This is a genomic window from Pseudomonas sp. ME-P-057 (assembly GCF_030208975.1).
Taxonomy (GTDB): domain Bacteria; phylum Pseudomonadota; class Gammaproteobacteria; order Pseudomonadales; family Pseudomonadaceae; genus Aquipseudomonas; species Aquipseudomonas lutea.
Genome location: NZ_JARVSX010000042.1, coordinates 93346 through 111803, shown reverse-complemented (window position 1 = coordinate 111803; position 18458 = coordinate 93346). Strand labels below are relative to the sequence as shown.

14 protein-coding genes and 1 riboswitch are annotated in these 18458 nt (G+C 60.6%); of the genes, 9 read left to right on the top strand and 5 right to left on the bottom strand.

Annotation, left to right across the window (positions count from 1 at the left end; all coding sequences use genetic code 11):
* Window positions 1–63 precede the first annotated feature (63 nt).
* From msbA to QRN48_RS22795, 7 genes are all read left to right on the top strand, one after another.
* A complete protein-coding gene (gene msbA / locus QRN48_RS22825; RefSeq protein ID WP_037015872.1) occupies window positions 64–1884 on the top strand; it encodes a lipid A export permease/ATP-binding protein MsbA in 1821 nt (606 codons plus the stop codon).
* A complete protein-coding gene (locus QRN48_RS22820) occupies window positions 1878–2774 on the top strand; it encodes a GNAT family N-acetyltransferase (protein WP_191942705.1) in 897 nt (298 codons plus the stop codon). The genes msbA and QRN48_RS22820 overlap by 7 nt, the downstream gene beginning before the upstream one ends.
* Before the next feature lies 1 nt (window position 2775).
* Window positions 2776–4179 carry a PIG-L deacetylase family protein gene (locus QRN48_RS22815; RefSeq protein WP_037015866.1) on the top strand — a complete coding sequence of 468 codons (1404 nt, stop codon included), beginning with the start codon at window positions 2776–2778 and terminating at the stop codon, window positions 4177–4179.
* A 91-nt stretch (window positions 4180–4270) separates the two neighbouring features.
* The gene (gene hldE, locus QRN48_RS22810; RefSeq protein ID WP_191942706.1) at window positions 4271–5695 is read left to right on the top strand and encodes a bifunctional D-glycero-beta-D-manno-heptose-7-phosphate kinase/D-glycero-beta-D-manno-heptose 1-phosphate adenylyltransferase HldE; all 1425 of its coding nucleotides are present in this window, start codon (window positions 4271–4273) and stop codon (window positions 5693–5695) included.
* 72 nt (window positions 5696–5767) lie between these two features.
* Window positions 5768–6742: a glycosyltransferase family protein gene (locus QRN48_RS22805; RefSeq protein WP_285353455.1), complete on the top strand. Its 975-nt coding sequence runs from the start codon at window positions 5768–5770 to the stop codon at window positions 6740–6742.
* On the top strand, window positions 6742–7452 hold the full coding sequence (locus QRN48_RS22800; RefSeq protein WP_285353453.1) for a hypothetical protein: 711 nt from the start codon (window positions 6742–6744) through the stop codon (window positions 7450–7452). Before QRN48_RS22805 ends, QRN48_RS22800 begins: the two co-directional genes overlap by 1 nt.
* Before the next feature lie 68 nt (window positions 7453–7520).
* Entirely contained in the window at window positions 7521–8333 is an 813-nt protein-coding gene (locus QRN48_RS22795) for a hypothetical protein (RefSeq protein WP_037017501.1), read from the top strand.
* Between the two features lie 8 nt (window positions 8334–8341).
* On the opposite strand, the gene QRN48_RS22790 is transcribed toward QRN48_RS22795, so the two are convergent.
* From QRN48_RS22790 to QRN48_RS22775, 4 genes are all read right to left on the bottom strand, one after another.
* Window positions 8342–9307 (bottom strand): metal ABC transporter ATPase, encoded by a 966-nt coding sequence (locus QRN48_RS22790; RefSeq protein ID WP_191942709.1) that lies wholly within the window; start codon window positions 9305–9307, stop codon window positions 8342–8344.
* 36 nt (window positions 9308–9343) lie between these two features.
* Window positions 9344–10153, bottom strand: coding sequence for an aldo/keto reductase (locus tag QRN48_RS22785; RefSeq protein WP_191942710.1), 810 nt, complete (start codon window positions 10151–10153; stop codon window positions 9344–9346).
* Window positions 10150–11325 carry an NAD(P)/FAD-dependent oxidoreductase gene (locus QRN48_RS22780; RefSeq protein WP_285353450.1) on the bottom strand — a complete coding sequence of 392 codons (1176 nt, stop codon included), beginning with the start codon at window positions 11323–11325 and terminating at the stop codon, window positions 10150–10152. Before QRN48_RS22780 ends, QRN48_RS22785 begins: the two co-directional genes overlap by 4 nt.
* Before the next feature lie 63 nt (window positions 11326–11388).
* Window positions 11389–11721: a DMT family transporter gene (locus tag QRN48_RS22775; RefSeq protein WP_037015848.1), complete on the bottom strand. Its 333-nt coding sequence runs from the start codon at window positions 11719–11721 to the stop codon at window positions 11389–11391.
* 145 nt (window positions 11722–11866) lie between these two features.
* On the opposite strand from QRN48_RS22775, the gene waaA reads away from it, so the two are divergent.
* Window positions 11867–13141 carry a lipid IV(A) 3-deoxy-D-manno-octulosonic acid transferase gene (gene waaA / locus QRN48_RS22770; protein WP_191942712.1) on the top strand — a complete coding sequence of 425 codons (1275 nt, stop codon included), beginning with the start codon at window positions 11867–11869 and terminating at the stop codon, window positions 13139–13141.
* A 1380-nt stretch (window positions 13142–14521) separates the two neighbouring features.
* Here the strand turns inward: waaA and QRN48_RS22765 are convergent.
* Window positions 14522–15961 carry a TolC family outer membrane protein gene (locus QRN48_RS22765; RefSeq protein WP_037015836.1) on the bottom strand — a complete coding sequence of 480 codons (1440 nt, stop codon included), beginning with the start codon at window positions 15959–15961 and terminating at the stop codon, window positions 14522–14524.
* Between the two features lie 180 nt (window positions 15962–16141).
* Window positions 16142–16246, top strand: a riboswitch (TPP riboswitch).
* Between the two features lie 170 nt (window positions 16247–16416).
* Between QRN48_RS22765 and thiC the strand changes: the two genes are divergently transcribed.
* Window positions 16417–18318: a phosphomethylpyrimidine synthase ThiC gene (thiC, locus tag QRN48_RS22760; protein WP_191942713.1), complete on the top strand. Its 1902-nt coding sequence runs from the start codon at window positions 16417–16419 to the stop codon at window positions 18316–18318.
* Window positions 18319–18458 lie beyond the last annotated feature (140 nt).

Here is an 18458-nt window from a genome sequence, read left to right as displayed (position 1 = left end):
AGCAGGGGTCGACAAATATGGGTTGTGCTACCATGCCCGCCTAATTTTTTCGTGCGGATTCCCATGAGCAGTCCTGATCCTCAAGCTAAAACGACCCTGGCGATTTACTTTCGTCTATTGACCTATGTGCGGCCGTACATTGGCCTTTTCTGCTTGAGCATTGTCGGCTTTCTTATCTTTGCATCCACCCAGCCGATGCTCGCCTACATTCTCAAATACTTCGTCGACGGCCTGGCCAATCCCGAAGCCAGCCTGTTCCCCGGTAACCCTTATATCGGCCACCTGCAATTGCTGCAGGCGGTGCCGCTGATGATCGTATTGATAGCGGCCTGGCAGGGTGCGGGTTCTTATCTGGGTAACTTCTTCCTGGCCCGCGTCTCCCTCGGGCTGGTGCATGACCTGCGTGTCGTGCTGTTCAACAAATTGCTCACGTTGCCCAACCGCTTTTTCGACAACAGCAACTCCGGGCATCTGATCTCGCGCATTACCTTCAACGTGACCATGGTCACCGGCGCCGCCACGGACGCGATCAAGGTCGTGATTCGTGAGGGTATGACAGTCATCTTCCTGTTCGGCGCACTGCTGTGGATGAACTGGAAACTGACCCTGGTGATGCTGGCGATACTGCCGCTGATCGCTGTCATGGTGAACAGCACCAGCAAGAAGTTTCGCAAGCAGAGCAAGAAGATTCAGGTGGCCATGGGTGACGTCACGCATGTGGCGTCGGAAACCATCCACGGCTACCGGGTGGTCCGCAGCTTCGGTGGCGAAGACTACGAAAAGGCGCGTTTCGAGAAGGCCAGCCGCAGCAATACCAAAAAGCAGTTGGCGATGACCAAGACCGGCGCCGTCTATACGCCGATGCTGCAATTGGTCACTTACAGCGGCATGGCGATCGTGATGTTTCTGGTCCTGTATCTGCGCGGTGACTCTTCGGCTGGCGACCTGGTGGCATACATCACCATGGCGGGCCTGCTGCCCAAGCCCATTCGCCAGTTGTCCGAAGTCAGCTCCACCATTCAGAAAGGCGTCGCCGGTGCAGAGAGCATCTTTGAACAGCTGGACGAAGAGACCGAGCAGGACCTGGGCAGCATAGAGCGCGACAAGGTGTCGGGCCGTCTTGAGGTCAAGAACCTTACCTTCACCTATCCAGGCACTGAAAAGCGTGTGCTGGACGACGTGAGCTTTGTCGCCGAGGCAGGGCAGATGGTAGCGCTGGTCGGCCGCTCCGGCAGTGGCAAGTCCACGCTGGCCAGCCTGATCCCGCGCTTCTATGACCACGTCCAGGGTGAGATTCTGCTCGACGGCGTCGAGACTCAGGATTACACCCTGCGCAGCCTGCGTCGTCAGATCGCACTGGTGAACCAGAACGTGACGCTGTTCAACGACACCATTGCCAATAACATTGCCTATGGCGATCTGGCTGGCGTGCCCCTCGAAGAAATCAAGAAAGCCTCGGCCGATGCGTATTCGGACGAATTCATCGATAAGCTGCCCCAGCAGTATCAAACCCTGGTTGGCGAAAACGGCGTGCTCCTCTCCGGCGGTCAGCGTCAGCGTCTGGCGATCGCGCGCGCGTTGTTGAAAAACGCGCCGCTGCTGATTCTCGACGAGGCCACCTCGGCGCTCGATACCGAATCCGAACGCCATATCCAGAAGGCGCTGGAAAAAGTCATGCAGGGCCGGACCACGCTGGTCATCGCGCACCGTCTGACGACCATCGAGAAGGCCGACGTCATTCTGGTGATGGACGAGGGCCGTATCGTCGAGCGCGGCACGCACGCCGAGCTGCTGGCGAAGAACGGTTACTACACCCGTCTTCACGCCAAACAGTTCGAAGAGGACGAGCCTGTCGAAATTGACCGGGCAGTCGATGCATGCTGAGCCACTTGCGCGCATGGCGTGAGCGAGGCTGGACGGTCATTGATGCGCCGACGTACGCCACGGTATGGCAGCAGTACGGCGGCAGCGTTGCCACTCACCCGCAGGTCATCGCGCGTCTGGCGGGGCTGGTCGATATACCGGTGCGTTATCTCGGTTGGCAGCAGGACGGCAATATCGTCGCTGCCGTAGCGTGCTGGGGCCGGGATCTGGCATTGGCCAAGAAGGTTCTCAAGCAGCGTAATCGGCGCTTTTTCGATCTCGGCAACGCGGAGATCATTTTGCCGGTCGCCCAGGCCGCGAAGGTGCCCGTGCGTCAGCGGATGAGTTATGTCTCGGAGCTGAACGCCGGCCGGATCGCCACGCTTAAACCGCAGGCCGAGAGCCTGGCGATCGCCCGGGCGCCCGAGGACTATTCCAAGAAATTTCGCTACAACCAGCGCCGCGAGCAGCGATTGCTCGAAGAGGCGGGCGGGGTGATGCAGCCAATGCTGGATTTCTCGTCCGAGGATCAGGCCCGCATCTACTCCGACTTGTTCCATGCGCGCTGGGGGTTCGACGTACCGGGCAAGGACCATCTGGCCAGCGTCTTCAAACTGATGCGCGAATTCATGACCGGCTCGATGATCCTCCTGGAAGGCAAGCCCATTGCCGCACAGGTGCTTTACCGGGTGGAGTCGCCAGAATGGGTGTCAGTGGAGTACATCAACGGCGGCGTCGATCCGGCGCATCAGGCGTTGAGCGCTGGCAGCGTGTTGAGCTTCGTCAACACCCAGAACGCCTGGGCCGATGCCAGGGCGGTGAACAAACCGTTGCGCTATTCCTTCGGGCGCTCCGATCGCGAATACAAAGACCGCTGGTGCCAGACGGTGCCTGTCTACAGGGTTGGATGACATGTCCGGGCGCAAGCAGCAGCTTCTCAAACGACACCGACGCAACAAGCGCCTGACGCTGATCATCGGGCTGCTGCTGCTCGCCGTGATCGGCATTGGGGTCGCATGGTGGTGGGTGCCGATACTGATCGCTGCCGCCTGGATCGCGCACGAGGCCTGGTTCTCCGACCATCTGTTTTATTCGCCCAAGAGCGATTACCACTACCAGTTCCCCGATGCTGCCCACGTGCAAACGGTCTCCGTCATCAATGACAAGCTGCAGCTGAGCGAGCCGTTGGGCGAGGGCGAAACTCTGCTGCTGGAGCTCGACCTGCGCAGCACCTGGCTCGGTCGCTGGCTCGACCCGTACGTGCTGGCAGGGGATGACCGCCAGGATTTCGAACGAGGTTTCGCCGGGCGCCGCTATGTGAACCTCACCGGGCAGCGGGCCGTCGTCGCGGACGGCACGCTTCGCCTCAAAGGCGGTTTTTGCCGAGTCGGCGACAGCGCGCGGTTGTATGTGCTGAGCAACCCGGATTACAGCCAGCAACGTCTGATGATCCTCGCGCCTCACGCCGACGACGCGGAGCTGGCAGCCTTCGGTCTATACAGTCGGGCCGCCGAGCGTTGCATCGTCACCGTGACCCAGGGCGAAATCGAGGCCGAGCGCTATGAACAGCTCGGGCTGGACCGTGCCGAAGCCGCGCGCCTGAAAGGGCGCCTGCGGACCTGGGACAGCCTGGCGATTCCGCTGTGGGGCGGGGTGCCGCAGAGTCACTGCGTGCAGTTGGGTTATTACTGCCTGCAATTGCCAGCCATGGCACAGGCGCCGGCTGAGCCTTTCGGCTCCCGCGATTCATCGGAGAGCGATATTCGCAGCGCACGGCAGCACAACCCATCGCCATTGCCGGGTGATCAGGACGGCGCGCCGACCTGGCACAATCTTGTCGCCGATCTCGCAGCCCTGCTAGACGCTTATCGTCCGGATGTCATCGTGCTGCCGCACCCGGAGCTCGATCCCCATGCCGACCACATCGCCACCACCCAGGCGTTATACGAGGCGGTCCACAAAAGTGCGCACACGCCAGAAGTGGCGCTGTTCTACGCCAATCACCTGCACGACAACGACCGCTGGCCCATGGGCCTGGCGGGCAAAGGCGTCGCCTTGCCTCCGTTCGTGGAGGCGCCGTCGGTTGATCAGCTCTGGAGCACCTCACTCAGCTCGCAAGTGCAGCTGGACAAAGCCATGGCCCTGGCAATGCAGCACGACCTTCAAGGCCCTCTGGCGCTGAAGAAACGCCTGCGCCGGCAGATTCAACGCTGGCTGGCAGGTCGCGAATGGCCGCTGACGGGAGACGACGAATTCTTCCGCAAGGCCGTTCGCCGTCATGAGGTGTTCTGGGTGCGCCGCTTTCCGCGGCCCTAGCAGTGCCGTTTGATTCAAGGCCATCCGGCCAGCCAGCGCTGATCGCTGTGCTAAGATTCCGTCCTTGTCCATTTCTGCCACGGGTTGTTCGATGAAGTTGTCCATGCCGCGTTTTGATCAGGCTCAAGTGTTAGTCGTCGGCGATGTCATGCTCGACCGCTACTGGCACGGTGGCACTTCAAGAATCTCCCCCGAAGCACCGGTCCCGGTGGTCAAAGTCGATCAAATCGAAGACCGTCCGGGCGGTGCCGCCAACGTTGCCCTTAACATTGCAGCGCTCGGCGCCAAGGCATCCCTCGTCGGTGTCACCGGTGTCGACGAAGCCGCCGACAGCCTGAGCAACAGCCTCAAGGCCGCTGGCGTCCACGCCAGCTTTCAGCGCATTGCCCATCAGCCCACCATCGTCAAACTGCGCGTGATGAGCCGGCACCAGCAACTGCTGCGCATCGACTTCGAAGAGCCCTTTGCCACTGATCCCGAGGCGCTGAGTCGTGAGGTTGATGCGTTGCTCGACGGCATCAAGGTGCTGGTTCTGTCCGACTACGGCAAAGGCGCCCTGAAGAATCACCAGGTTCTGATCAACGCCGCTCGCAATCGCGGGATCCCGGTCTTGGCCGACCCAAAGGGCAAAGACTTTGCGATCTATCGCGGCGCCAGTCTGATCACCCCGAACCTGAGCGAGTTTGAAGCCATCGTCGGCCACTGCGTTGATGAAGCAGAGTTGGTTGCCAAAGGCGCGGCGCTGATGCAAGACCTGAACCTGGGTGCGTTGCTGGTCACTCGCGGCGAGCATGGCATGACTTTGCTGCGTCCGGACCAACCGACGCTGCACCTTCCAGCCCGCGCCCGCGAAGTGTTCGACGTAACCGGTGCTGGCGATACGGTCATTTCCACGCTGGCGGCGGCCATTGCTGCGGGTGAGGAACTGCCGCACGCCGTGGCGCTTGCCAACCTGGCGGCGGGCATCGTCGTGGGCAAGCTGGGCACTGCCGCGATCAGCGCTCCGGAATTGCGCCGTGCCATACAGCGCGCCGAAGGCTCCGAGCGCGGCGTGCTGACACTCGATCAATTGCTGCTGGCGATCGACGATGCGCGGGCCCACAACGAGAAGATCGTGTTCACCAATGGCTGCTTCGACATCTTGCACGCAGGTCATGTCACCTATCTGGAGCAGGCGCGTGCGCAGGGCGATCGGCTGATCGTAGCGGTCAACGATGATGCCTCGGTCAGTCGCCTGAAGGGCCCGGGGCGCCCCATCAATAGCGTTGATCGACGCATGGCGGTACTGGCGGGACTTGGCGCGGTGGACTGGGTAATAAGCTTCCCGGAGGCCACTCCTGAAAATCTTCTGACCCATGTCCGTCCCGACGTGCTGGTGAAGGGCGGCGATTACTCGGTCGATCAGGTCGTCGGCGCTGACATCGTTGCGTCTTATGGCGGGACCGTGAAAGTGCTGGGGCTAGTGGCAAACAGTTCGACGACAGCCATCGTCGAGAAGATCCGCGGCCAGGACTGATCCACGGCTCATCGTGCAGAGTGGCACCGTTGCCGCTGCCATTTTTGTATTCGCAGTTCGGTATGTGAACGTATGAAAGTCATGTTACTGGTGATGGATGAGCAGCGCGTCATTCTGGACGGCCTGTACGAAACCGTACGGCAGCATTGTGACGCCTGCGACATCTTTCGCCTGAGCAAGCAGCAGCAGCTGAACCTCGGCCCGTTTCTCGCCTCGGTCGATTACCAGCGCTACGACCGGGTGGTGATCTTCTCCAGGGTCAAGCGGCTTGCTCGCCAACGCGCAGTGCTCAAGTGCATTCCCGGGCTGATCTTTCTTGAGCACGATGCGTATCAGAATTACATGGACGCCAGCAAATACTGCGGTCTGTATTCACGCCTGTACCGCCAGTTGCCATGGAGCCGAGCGCTGCTGTCCGGCGCAGTCGTGGCCCGCCGCATGCGTGGCGAAGGCATCGACGCGGTGTTTGTCTCCAAGGGCTACGACCAGCAGATGCTGCGCAATCTCGGCCAGCCTCGGGACATTCCGGTGGGCTTTCTGGGCAGTCTGAAAAGCCGCGAGTATTCGCAGCGCAAGCAACTGGTGGAAAACCTTGCACAGCGCGCCGGCATGCTGGTTACTCGCACAGCGTCAGGGGCCGAGTACCTCGAAACGCTCAATCGCATCCGGATCTTCGTCAGCGCCGACATCGGTATGGGCGAGTTCATGATCAAAAACTTTGAAGCCATGGCCTGCGGTTGCGTGCTGCTCGCGTGGAGCCAGGGTGAAGAGGACGACCTGCTGGGTTTCAAGGAAGGTCAAAACGTCCTGTTCTATCGCTCCGAAGAAGAAGCCGTCGAGAAGATTCGCCTGCTTCAGAGTGACCCCGACCTTGCCGCCCGCATCGCCGCTGCCGGTCAGGCCTTCGCTGAGGAGCGTTATTCGTTTGCTCGAGTCGGGCGTGATCTTGCTGGCGAAATCCAGAGGGAAATGCGTCCATGGCGGCGCCCATCGGTCCTGACCCGTGCCTGGGTCAAGCTGCGCCACGGTATGCAGGTGCCGGCCTGATGCCGCAGCCCTCAGACCACGATAGCGCCGCGCGCCAGTCGCCTGTCGAATTGCCGGGTGGCGATCAGGACGTGTTCGGCGCATTGCCGTCTGCACTGCGCGAATGCCTCGCGAGCGCCGCCCGGGTCATCCTCATCGCCAACAACCCTGCCATCAGTCAGGCCGATTTCGATGCGTTGGGTGTCGGCCCCGACGACGTCGTGGTCAGCTTCAACCTGTGCACCAAAGCCGCTTTGTTAAAGCCCGAGAGCGTCAATCTGTTCGTCCACGGCTTCAACGCGCCAGACTGCTATTTCTTCGGGCTGCCGGCGTCGCGCGATGTCCAGAGGTTGACTGACCAGCCTGGCGAGCGCTGTTTCACGCTGCTGGTCGGGTGCGCCGTGCCGCTGTGTCCGCTGCCTGAGGTTGCGCTGTATTGGGATCGCATCCCGCTGCCTGCCCTGGCCGATCTTTACCCGGTCCATCGCGCCAACGGCAAGCGCTTCGTTGGCCCCTCCACGGGTTTCAACGTGCTGGTGCTGCTCGATTGGCTTCGTGCTCATTCCGGTTACCGCTACCGGCTGCTCACCCTCGGTTTTTCGAATGAAGCCGGCAAACTGTGGGGCGGTCATGCCTGGGACTACGAGCGCAACTGGCTGCTGGGCGCGGACGTCGAGGTGATCGCGCTCAAGCCCCAAAGTTGGTGGCGCAGGGTGTTTTTGCGTCAATGAGCAGGCAGGAAGTCCATGGCCTTTAAAATGCATTCGGGCCCATGGCCGTGCATTCGGAGAGTTCGTCAGTGCTGAACATTGCGGTCGCGTTTTTTGGTATTCCGCGAAACTCGGAAATCTGTTTTCCCTCGATCGAGGCGAACGTGCTTGGCCAGTTGCCCAAGGGCAGCAACGTCAAATGCTTTTACCACCTGTACAAGATCGACGAAGTGCACAACCAGCGCTCGGCCGAGAAGGGCGAACTCAAGGCTGAAAACTACACCGTTTTCCAACCGATGACGGGCGTTCTCGAGTCCACCGACGGGGTGCTTGAACGCTGGGATTTCGAACGTGTGAAAGCACTGGGGGATACGTGGGCCGATGAGCACGTCTCACTGCGCAACCTGATCTACCAGCTCAACTCCCTCCACACCGTGACGGGCATGATGGAGTCCTTTGATCCGGATTTCGTGGTATTCGTCCGCCCCGACAACTTCTTTCATTCGCCGCTGCCGGACTATGTCTTCCATTCTCCAGAGGCCCGGCGCATGAATGCCTATATACCGGACTGGCAGTGGTGGGGCGGGTTGAACGATCGTTTCGCCATCTGCGGTCGCGATGTGTACCGCGCTTATGGCAAGCGGATCGAGCGCATCTTCGAGTTCTGCGAAGCGACAGGGCGCAAGCTACATTCGGAACGCTTGCTCAAATACGCACTCCTGAAGGCCGACGCCCGGGTTTGCACCCTGCCAACGACTGCTTCTAGGGTGCGCATCACCGGGGCCTTTGCCGAGGAGTCTTTTTCGCCGAAGCGCGGAATGGGCAAGCGCGAAAACCGGTATTTCCATTTCTTCGCCCAGTTGCGGACCTGGCGTGACAGGCGCCTCACTCCCAAGGGCTGAAGAGCGGGTTATTTGTGCAAGCCGCCACGAACCAGTCTGACCAATCGCCGCGCCTTGATTCGCAGTTTGGTCAACCCTGACTTGGGTTTCTTCTTCGGCGTCATGCCCTGCTGCACCAACCAGTCCTTCCAGCGAATGCGTTCCTCACGTACCACCCAGCCTTCCTGCGCGGCGAAACTCTCAGCCAGATAAAGACCGCGGGTGCCGGCCGGTGACAGTTTGTCGTTTTTCAGCGTGTACAGCTCGGGCAGCGGAGAGCCGTTTTCCAGTGGCATCAAATACAGATCCGGTTTGCTGCGATTGAGCCGCGCCACCAGTTCGTTGTTCTCCAGGCTCTCATCGACATGAAACAGGCTCAGCGGACGCGCCTCTTTCGGGACTTCCAGGCGCATGTCGTAAATCAACTGCAGCGAGGCAGTCGGCAGATGCACGTAAGCGCGGGGCCGCTCGATCAACGTCAGGCTGCCGCACTTTACAGGCCGTGCCGCGCCGGACAGCGGGCTCAGGCGAAACGGCATCGCTTCACGGTAATGCAGGGCTGCGGCGTAGGGCGCCGGCAGCCAAGTGTCGTTGAAGCGCCCGCCGAGCCAGCCCTGGGGGGTCTCGATCAAGCATTCCTCGGCGACTTCCTGAACTGCGGTGTGCAGGGGCAGATTCAGCTCGTGCGCCGGCACATAGCCGGAGATCAGCTTGAGCACCACATCGCCCCGATCCTGCCGACGTTGGCGAACCAGCACCCAGTAGTCACGGTTTTGCCAGCTGAGCGTGAGGCGTACCGAGACACCGAGGTTGGCCAGCTCGGTGGAAAACCGGTCGCAGTCCTGCACCTCGATTTTGCGACGCCGTGCCAGGGTCTGAGCGAAATTGAGCGGCATCCCGACGCTCTGGTAGGTCAGACCTTCGGGAGTGGCTTCGACAAATAACGGCAGGGTTTTGAAGTTACTCGGGTTTTTCCGAATCAGGGTGCGCGGCATTTCGGCTCCTTCTTGCGTTGGGGTCGGCCGTGCGTCTTAGGACTGACGACGGATCACGGCAGCGGCGGTTGCCACGTTATGGGCCAGATGCAGCGGATTGATGGTGCCGACGATAGCACCCGTTACGCCAGGATGCTCAAACAGCAGCTCGAAACTGGCGCGCACCGGATCGACACCGGGGCTCAGGCATACATGTCCGCTCGCCAGCGCCTTTTTGACCAGCACCGCTTTGTTGTGTGCGGCAGCGTAGTCCAGAACCGGTTTCTCGCCCTGTTCGTTGAGGTTGTAAGTGACCATTGCGCAGTCGCCCTGCTGCAACGCCAACAGTCCGCCCTCGACGGTCTTGCCGGAAAACCCGAACCCGCGAATCTTGCCCTCGCGCTTGAGCTCGGTCAGGGTCTGGTAAACGGCGCACTCGTTGAGCACGTGCAAATCATTGCCGTCGGAATGCACCAGCACCAGGTCGATGAAGTCCGTCTCAAGGCGCTGGAGACTGCGTTCCACCGACAGGCGCGTGTGGGCAGCGCTGAAATCGTGTCGCGACTGACCGGCTTCGAACTCCTCGCCGACCTTGCTGACGATCACCCAATCCTGACGTTGTCCGCGCAGCAGAGGCCCGAGACGCTCTTCACTGCGACCGTACGCCGGCGCGGTATCAATCAGGTTGATGCCCAAATCCCGGGCCATCTTGAGGAGCATCTGCGCTTCGACGTCATCGGGAATTTTGAAGCCATTGGGGTACTTAACACCCTGGTCCCGACCCAGTTTCACCGTACCCAGGCCCAGAGGGGAAACGTTGATGCCAAGCGCGCCGAGCGGTCGATGCAGATCGTGCAGGGTATTCATGGCAGCAGTTGATCCCAGACCGGAATGGCAAGGGGCGGCTTTGGAAAGTCCGTGTAGGGTGGCTGGGGTGTGGGGTGGATATCATCGCGCGACAGCGATGCCAGCACGCGGTCGGCAAAATCGGGCGCCAGAGCAAGTTTGGTCGGCCAGCCCACCATCAAGCGGCCCTGCACGTCCAGAAAGGCGTTGTCGGGGCGCACCAGCCCGCTTTGCTGCGGCTCGGCACGGTCCACACGCAAGGTGGCGAATTGCGCCTGACTGAGGTCCACCCAGGGCAGCAGGTTGGTGAGCTCTTTTTTGGCTGCGGCAATCTGCTCGGCGGGTTCACGAGCGACGCCTTCAGCCTCGGCGATGTCGCCGCCCAGATACCAGACCCACTGGCCGTCGGCCGCAGGGTGTGTGGTCACGGTGATCCGCGGCTTGGGCCCGCCGCCCAGGCAATGCGCATAGAGCGGTCTGAGCGTCGGACCCTTGACCAGCACCATGTGAAGGGGGCGGCGTTGCATGGCCGGCTGACTCACGTTGAGTGCCTGCAGCAGGTCAGCCATTCCACCGCCGGCGCTGAGCACCACTCGCTGGGCATGAATGTCGCGGCCGTCGACGCGCAGTCCGACCAGTTCGCCATCCTGGCGCAGCGGTTCGATGTTCTGGCCCGCCAGCAAGCTGTCGCCGGCCAGGTCGGCCAGTTTTTTCACCAGGCTGGGGATGTCGATGACCAGCTCGGCCAGCCGGTAGACCTTGCCCTTGAACCTAGGGTCTTGCAGTGCTGGCGGCAAGTCGCTGCCCTTGACCTGATCGACACGGCCGCGCACGGCCTTGCTGGCGAAGAAACTGGTCAGGTTGCCCGCGATGGTGCCAGGCGACCAGAGATAGTGAGCTTCAGAGAGCAGGCGTACGCCCGAGAGATCCAGTTCGCCTTTGCCGGCCAGCGCTTCGCGCCACCGACGAGGCATGTCGGCGATGGCTTCCGACGCGCCCGACAGCGCGCCGTGCAGCGCATATTTTGCACCGCCGTGAATGATCCCCTGGGACTTCAATGTCTGGCCACCACCAAGGCTGGCCTTCTCCACCACCACCGTCGAGAAGCCTTGATGCCGCAGCCGCGCGTTGAGCCAGAGGCCGGCAACGCCTGCGCCGACAATCAGGACATCAGTGGAAATAGCAGATGACATGGGCACCTCAAATGGCGAAACGAATGCCGGGCATTATAGGGGATGGCTGTTTTCAGTAACCCCTTAATGTCCCGCCGTCTTCGAGAATAGCTGGATCACCACGACCCCTGCGACGATCAGCCCCATACCGGCGATGGCAGGCAAATCGAGTTTCTGGCCGTAGATAAACAGCGCAGCGATGCTGACCATGACAATCCCCATGCCGGCCCACACGGCATACGCAACGCCGACCGGGATGGTTCGCACCACCAGCGTGAGCATCCAGAATGCGATGGCATAGCCGACGATCACCAGCAGCAAGGGAATCGGCGTGCTGAAGCCTTTTACGGCTTTCATGGAGACAGTGCCGATGACCTCGGCACAAATAGCGATGGCCAACAGGTAGTAGGCGGACATTCGGTGCAGCTCCTTTTCAGTGGCCGACATTAAAGCGGCTATCCCGGTGGGGAACAACCAGGCTCGCCTGTCCTGCGCCGGAAGCGATTCTGGAAGCGACTCTTGATGCGAATTTGACAGCGATTGACTGATAAACTCCGCGCCCATGAATAGAACCCTCTACAGCATCCTGTTTCACCTTGGCCTTCCACTGATCGCCCTGCGCCTCTGGCTGCGCGCGCGCAAGGCGCCGGCCTATGCACAGCGTGTCGGCGAGCGCTTTGCGCTGGGTCTGCCCGCCATGCAGCGCGGCGGTATCTGGGTCCATGCGGTGTCCGTGGGCGAAAGTATTGCGGCAGCACCGATGATTCGGGCGTTGCTGGCCCGCTATCCGCAGTTGCCGATCACTGTTACGTGCATGACGCCCACGGGGTCGGAGCGGATTCAATCCCTTTTTGCCAACGAACCACGCGTCCAGCACTGTTATCTGCCCTACGACTTCCCATGGGCAGCCGCGCGTTTTCTCGATCACGTCCAGCCGAAGATTGGCGTGATCATGGAAACCGAGCTGTGGCCCAACCACATTCACCAATGTGCGAAGCGCGGCATCGCGACGGTATTGGCGAACGCGCGGCTGTCGGAACGCTCCGCGCGCGGCTATGGACGTTTTGCCGGCCTGACGCGTCCGATGCTTGCCGAGATGAGCCTGATTGCCGTGCAGACCGAAACCGAAGCGCAGCGCTTTCGCGATTTGGGCGCCCGGCCGGAGTGCGTCACCGTGACCGGCTCGATCAAATTCGACCTGACCATTGATCCGCAACTGCTGGCCAGTGCCATTGAGCAGCGCAAGCAGTGGCAAACCCTGGCGCGTCCAGTGTGGATAGCCGCAAGCACTCACGCGGGCGAAGATGAAGTGGTCTTGGCCGCCCACCGCGCAGTGATGGAAAGCCATCCTGACGCGCTGTTGATTCTGGTGCCCCGTCATCCGGAGCGATTCAGCAGCGTGTTTGAGCTCAGCCAGCAACAGGGGTTTATGAGCGTGCGGCGTTCGACCGGAGAGTCAGTGACCCACGGCACTTCGGTTCTGGTGGGCGATACGATGGGGGAGTTGCTTTTTCTCTACGCACTGGCCGACCTTGCCTTCGTCGGCGGCAGTCTGGTCCCCAACGGCGGTCATAACCTGCTGGAGCCGGCGGCACTCGGTAAGCCCGTTTTGAGTGGCCCCCACCTGTTCAACTTCCTCGAAATCGCCGCGATGCTGCGCAATTCCGGGGCTCTCGAAGAGGTCAGTGACTCAGCCGAATTGGCCGCAGCCGTTCGGAGATTGATCGACCAGCCCGAGCGAGCGAAAAAGATGGCCGACGCCGGCCTTGCCGTGATGAAGGCCAATCAGGGCGCGCTGCAGAAACTTCTGGATGGGATCGCGCGACTGCTGCAGTGACTGCCGGCCTGCATTCAACTGAGCAACACGCTCGGCTGTCGGGCTGAATTCGAGAGAGCAACACGCATTGCTGTTGATCTGCATTCGATAGAGCAACACGCAAGGACTGCCGGGCTGAATTCTATGGGGCAAACGCATTGCTGTTGATCTGCATTCGATAGAGCAACACGCACTGCTGCTGATCTGCATTCGATGGGGCAACACGCACTGCTGCTGATCTGCATTCGATGGAGCAACACGCACGGACTGCCGGGCTGAATTCTATGGGGCAAAACGCGTCTGTAGGAGCCGGCTTGCTGGCGAACGCGGGGTGTCAGCCGACCATGGCGCTGAATGTGCCAATTTTCGCGGGCAAGCGCGCTCCTACAGGTTTTGCGCAGGGCGCGCGTTCCAGTAAGGTGCATTTTTTGCACTGGGCATCCGTGGCCAGCGAAGCGGCAACGTCTTGCGTCTGGCTTTGATTAGCAACGCTGTCCAAATCCTTGTGCAGACGCCGATCATGCATGTGACGCCACCCACTGTAGGAGCGCGCTTGCCCGCGAATCGTTTGCCGCCCAACGCTGCATCCCCTGGCTGCTGACCTACATTCGATGAAGCAGCACGCACTGGCTGCTGGCCTGCGTTCGATGGAGCAACACTGCTGCTGCTCTGCATTCGATGGAGCAACGCGCACTGCTGCTGCTCTGCATTCGATGGAGCAACGCGCACTGCTGCTGCTCTGCATTCGATGGAGCAACGCGCACTGCTGCTGATCTGCACTCGAAGGCGCAAAACGCATCTGTAGGAGCCGGCTTGCTGGCGAACGCGGTCTGTCAGCCGACCATGGCGCTGAATGTGCCAATTTTCGCGGGCAAGCGCGCTCCTACAGGTTTTGCGCAGGGCATGCGTTACAGCAAGGTGCCATTTTTTGCGCTGGGCATCCGTGGCCAGCGAAGCGGCAACGTCTTGCGCCGGGCTTTGATTAGCAACGCTGGCAAAAACCTCTGTGCAGACGCCGATTATGCATGTGACGCCACCATTGTAGGAGCGCGCTTGCCCGCGAATCGATTACCGCCACAACGCTGCTCTCACTAACGGCTGGCCTGCATTCGATAAAGCAACACGCACTGACTGCTGGCCTGCGTTCGATGAAGCAACACGCACCGACTGCTGGCCTGCATTCGATGGAGCAACACTGCTGCTGCTCTGTATTCGATGGAGCAACGCGCACTGCTGCTCTGTATTCGATGGAGCAACACGCACGGACTGCCGGGCTGAATTCTATGGGGCAAAACGCATCTGTAGGAGCCGGCTTGCTGGCGAACGCGGGGTGTCAGCCGGCCACCTCGCTAAATTTGCCAATGTCCCCAGGCAAGCGCGTACACCTTCAACGTTCGTTGATTACCGCTGCGTCGGCCGCTCGAAATTCTTTGCCGCTTCCTTTGCAAGGTCCGGCGGCAGGAAGTCTTTGTCGGGGTTGTAATCGGCTTTGAGGAAGCGGGACAGGTCCTGCAAATCCCCCGGACTCAACGTACCTGCCGCCTGCTTGAGGCGCAGATTGTCCAGAATATAGTCGTAGCGGGTGTTGTTGTAATCACGTACCGACGCGTACAACTGCCGCTGTGCATCCAGTACGTCGACGATGTTTCGCGTGCCGACCTGATAGCCAATTTCAGTGGCCTCCAGCGCGCTCTGGTTGGAGATGATGGATTGCTTGCGCGCCTGCACCTGCTCCACATCGGTATTAACCGCACGGTGCAGGTTTCGGGTGTTTTCCACGACTTGCCGGCGCATGCCTTCACGCTGTTGTTCGCTTTGGCCGAGACGGGCATAGGCCTCGCGTACCTGCGAGCTGGTCAGGCCGCCGCTGTAGATCGGGATGTTCACCTGCAAGCCGATGGTGCGTTGCTCGACGCTGCCGTGAAAGCTCTGACCGGTGTAGTTGGGATTGGTGAAGCCCAGCGGGTCGTTGTCGCCCTTTTCATACTGGGCAACGGCATCGACGGTGGGCGCATGCCCCGCCTTGCGCTGACGAAGGGTTTCCTCGGCGGCACTGACCGCATAATTGCTGGCCAGCAAATTCAAGTTCTGCTGCGTAGCAGTGTCTACCCAGGCCTTGGCGTCATTGGGCGTCGGAGCCAGCACCGGCAAGGTATGCACGATGCCTTCGATCGAGTTGTAATCGCGATTGGTCAGGGTGATCAGCGCCTGAAATGCATCATCAACCTGTCGCTTGGCGACGATCCGTGCAGCTCGCGCGGTGTCGTAGCTGGCTTGCGCCTGAAGCACATCGGTTTTGTCCGAGAGACCGACGTCGAAGCGCTCCCGGGCCTGATCAAGTTGGCGCTTGAAGGCTGCTTCTTCGGCCTTCGTCGACGCCAGATTGTCTTGCGCGCGCAAGACGGAGAAGTAGTCCTCGGCGCTTTGCAAAATCAGGTTCTGCTCGGTGGCCGACAGCTGCAAAAGCGCCTGCTCGCTGACATCTTTCGCTGCCTTGAGCTGAAACCAGCGGTCAGCACGAAAGATGGGCTGGCTGAGCGTCGCCCGATAGACCGTCCCGCTGCGGCTGATGACGGCGGAGGGCTGATCTATCGAGGTGCGAGTGTCATTGATGTCGGCGCCGCCCGAGATGTTTGGCAACAGGCCAGCACGCGCCTGAGGCACAATTTCCTTCTGGGCGTCATAGCTGGCGCGGGCTGCAGCCAAATCAGCATTGTTGTTCACCGCCTCCTGATACACGCTGACCAAACCGGTCCTGGTTGGCAACGGCATGTCTGCTGCCCCGGCCATTGCACTCGAAGCACACGACACGGCAAAGGCCAGTGAAAGTTTGCGCAGCATAGACATTCCCTAGTAATTCAAGCGGTATGAAGACGGTGACGTTGCGTCTGATCCAGATGCCTTTGGCGCCGCGTAGCGAGTGTAGTTCCGGAGGGTGGGGACAACAATCGGGCAAATCAGACATTTGACGCACGTTTGAATTCCGCTTGGCGTTTGCCGCGCGCGGCGACTAGACTGATGCCGTTCTTGTCGGGGTGCCTTGATATGAGGCTGAGATCGGATAATCCGGATCCCGTTGAACCTGATCAGGTTAACGCCTGCGTAGGGAACAAGATTTCTCGTCTCCCGGCGAGTCCTCTTGAGTGTCGTCCGGGGTCGTCTTTGTTCATTTTCTGAACAGTCCGCGCCGCTCGATCTCAGCATCCATGCCGTCTCAGGGTGCAATCCGTCCGTGTCCATCAGGCTCAAGCTCCGACAATTCATTCCGCCGCTGGATGATGTCTGGAGAGCCCGTGATGAGTACAACACTAAAAAATGCCAATCTGAGTGAATCCGCCCAAGTCGATTCGGGGTCGGTTCAGCCGTTTACCCGCTCGCGAAAAATCTACGTTCAGGGCTCCCGTCCGGACATCCGCGTGCCCATGCGTGAAATCAGCCTGGACGTCACCCCTACGGGCTTTTCCGGGACCGGTGGCAGCGGCGAGATCAACGCGCCGGTGTGCGTGTACGACACGTCCGGCCCTTACACCGACCCTAACGTCATCATCGATGTGCGCAAAGGCCTGGCCGACGTGCGTTCGCCCTGGATCGAGTCTCGGGCTGACACCGAACGCCTGCCAGGACTGACGTCGAACTTCGGTCAGGAGCGCCTGGCCGATGCCGAACTGACAAAATTGCGTTTCGCCCACGTTCGCAACCCGCGCAGGGCGAAGGCGGGGGCAAACGTCAGCCAGATGCACTATGCGCGTCAGGGCATCATCACCGCCGAGATGGAATACGTCGCGCTGCGCGAAAACATGAAGCTGCAGGAAGCCCGAGCCGCCGGCCTTCTGACTCAACAGCATCCCGGCCACAGCTTCGGTGCAAGCATTCCGAAAGAGATCACTCCTGAGTTTGTCCGGGAAGAAATTGCCCGCGGCCGCGCGATCATTCCCGCCAACATCAACCACGTTGAGCTCGAGCCGATGATCATCGGCCGCAACTTTCTAGTGAAGATCAACGGCAACATCGGCAACAGCGCGCTGGGTTCTTCAATCGAAGAAGAAGTCGCGAAGCTGACGTGGGGCATTCGTTGGGGGTCGGACACGGTCATGGACCTCTCCACCGGCAAGCACATTCACGAAACCCGGGAATGGATCATTCGCAACTCGCCCGTGCCCATCGGCACCGTGCCAATTTATCAGGCCCTGGAAAAAGTCGGCGGGGCGGCTGAGGACCTGACGTGGGAGCTGTTTCGCGACACCCTGATCGAGCAAGCGGAGCAGGGCGTTGACTACTTCACCATCCACGCCGGCGTGCTACTGCGGTATGTACCGCTGACGGCCAAACGGGTGACCGGGATCGTCAGTCGTGGCGGCTCCATCATGGCCAAGTGGTGCCTGGCGCATCACAAAGAGAATTTCCTGTACACCCACTTCGACGACATCTGCGAAATCATGAAGGCATACGACGTCAGCTTCTCGCTGGGTGACGGCCTGCGTCCGGGGTCGATTGCCGACGCCAATGACGAGGCGCAGTTTGGTGAGCTGGAGACCCTTGGCGAGCTGACTAAGATTGCCTGGAAACACGACGTGCAGTGCATGATCGAGGGCCCGGGGCATGTGCCGATGCAGTTAATCAAGGAGAACATGGACAAGCAGCTGGAGTGCTGCGACGAGGCGCCGTTCTACACCCTCGGTCCGCTGACGACGGACATTGCGCCGGGTTATGACCACATCACTTCCGGCATCGGCGCGGCCATGATCGGCTGGTTCGGATGCGCGATGCTGTGTTACGTCACGCCCAAGGAGCACTTGGGGCTGCCGAACAAGGATGACGTGAAAACCGGGATCATCACCTACAAGATCGCTGCCCACGCGGCCGACCTGGCGAAAGGGCACCCGGGTGCACAGATTCGCGACAATGCGCTGAGCAAAGCGCGCTTCGAGTTTCGCTGGGAAGACCAGTTCAACCTCGGGCTTGACCCGGACACCGCCCGCGCCTACCACGATGAAACGCTGCCAAAAGACTCGGCCAAGGTTGCGCACTTCTGCTCCATGTGCGGGCCGAAGTTCTGCTCCATGAAAATCACCCAGGAAGTGCGCGAGTACGCCGCCAACCAGAAGATCGACGCGGTGGATGTGTCGGTGGTGGAAGGTATGCGCGAACAGGCTGAGCGGTTCAAGCAGGAAGGCAGTCAGCTTTATAAGAAAGTGTGAGCGACAAGCGGCAAGTCACAAGCTGCAAGGAAAAGCAGGCCCGCGTTTGATCTTCTCTTGCGGCTTGCGGCTTGCGGCTTGCGGCTTGCGGCTTGCAGCTTGCACCTTGCACCTTGCACCTCATAACGGCTCTTCAGCGA

Coding starts and splice junctions, on each gene's coding strand:
- msbA (WP_037015872.1), top strand. CDS start 64: ATGAGCAGTCCTGATCCTCAAGCTAAAACGACCCTGGCGATTTACTTT.
- QRN48_RS22820 (WP_191942705.1), top strand. CDS start 1,878: ATGCTGAGCCACTTGCGCGCATGGCGTGAGCGAGGCTGGACGGTCATT.
- QRN48_RS22815 (WP_037015866.1), top strand. CDS start 2,776: ATGTCCGGGCGCAAGCAGCAGCTTCTCAAACGACACCGACGCAACAAG.
- hldE (WP_191942706.1), top strand. CDS start 4,271: ATGAAGTTGTCCATGCCGCGTTTTGATCAGGCTCAAGTGTTAGTCGTC.
- QRN48_RS22805 (WP_285353455.1), top strand. CDS start 5,768: ATGAAAGTCATGTTACTGGTGATGGATGAGCAGCGCGTCATTCTGGAC.
- QRN48_RS22800 (WP_285353453.1), top strand. CDS start 6,742: ATGCCGCAGCCCTCAGACCACGATAGCGCCGCGCGCCAGTCGCCTGTC.
- QRN48_RS22790 (WP_191942709.1), bottom strand. CDS start 9,307: ATGCCGCGCACCCTGATTCGGAAAAACCCGAGTAACTTCAAAACCCTG.
- QRN48_RS22785 (WP_191942710.1), bottom strand. CDS start 10,153: ATGAATACCCTGCACGATCTGCATCGACCGCTCGGCGCGCTTGGCATC.
- QRN48_RS22780 (WP_285353450.1), bottom strand. CDS start 11,325: ATGTCATCTGCTATTTCCACTGATGTCCTGATTGTCGGCGCAGGCGTT.
- QRN48_RS22775 (WP_037015848.1), bottom strand. CDS start 11,721: ATGTCCGCCTACTACCTGTTGGCCATCGCTATTTGTGCCGAGGTCATC.
- waaA (WP_191942712.1), top strand. CDS start 11,867: ATGAATAGAACCCTCTACAGCATCCTGTTTCACCTTGGCCTTCCACTG.
- QRN48_RS22765 (WP_037015836.1), bottom strand. CDS start 15,961: ATGCTGCGCAAACTTTCACTGGCCTTTGCCGTGTCGTGTGCTTCGAGT.
- thiC (WP_191942713.1), top strand. CDS start 16,417: ATGAGTACAACACTAAAAAATGCCAATCTGAGTGAATCCGCCCAAGTC.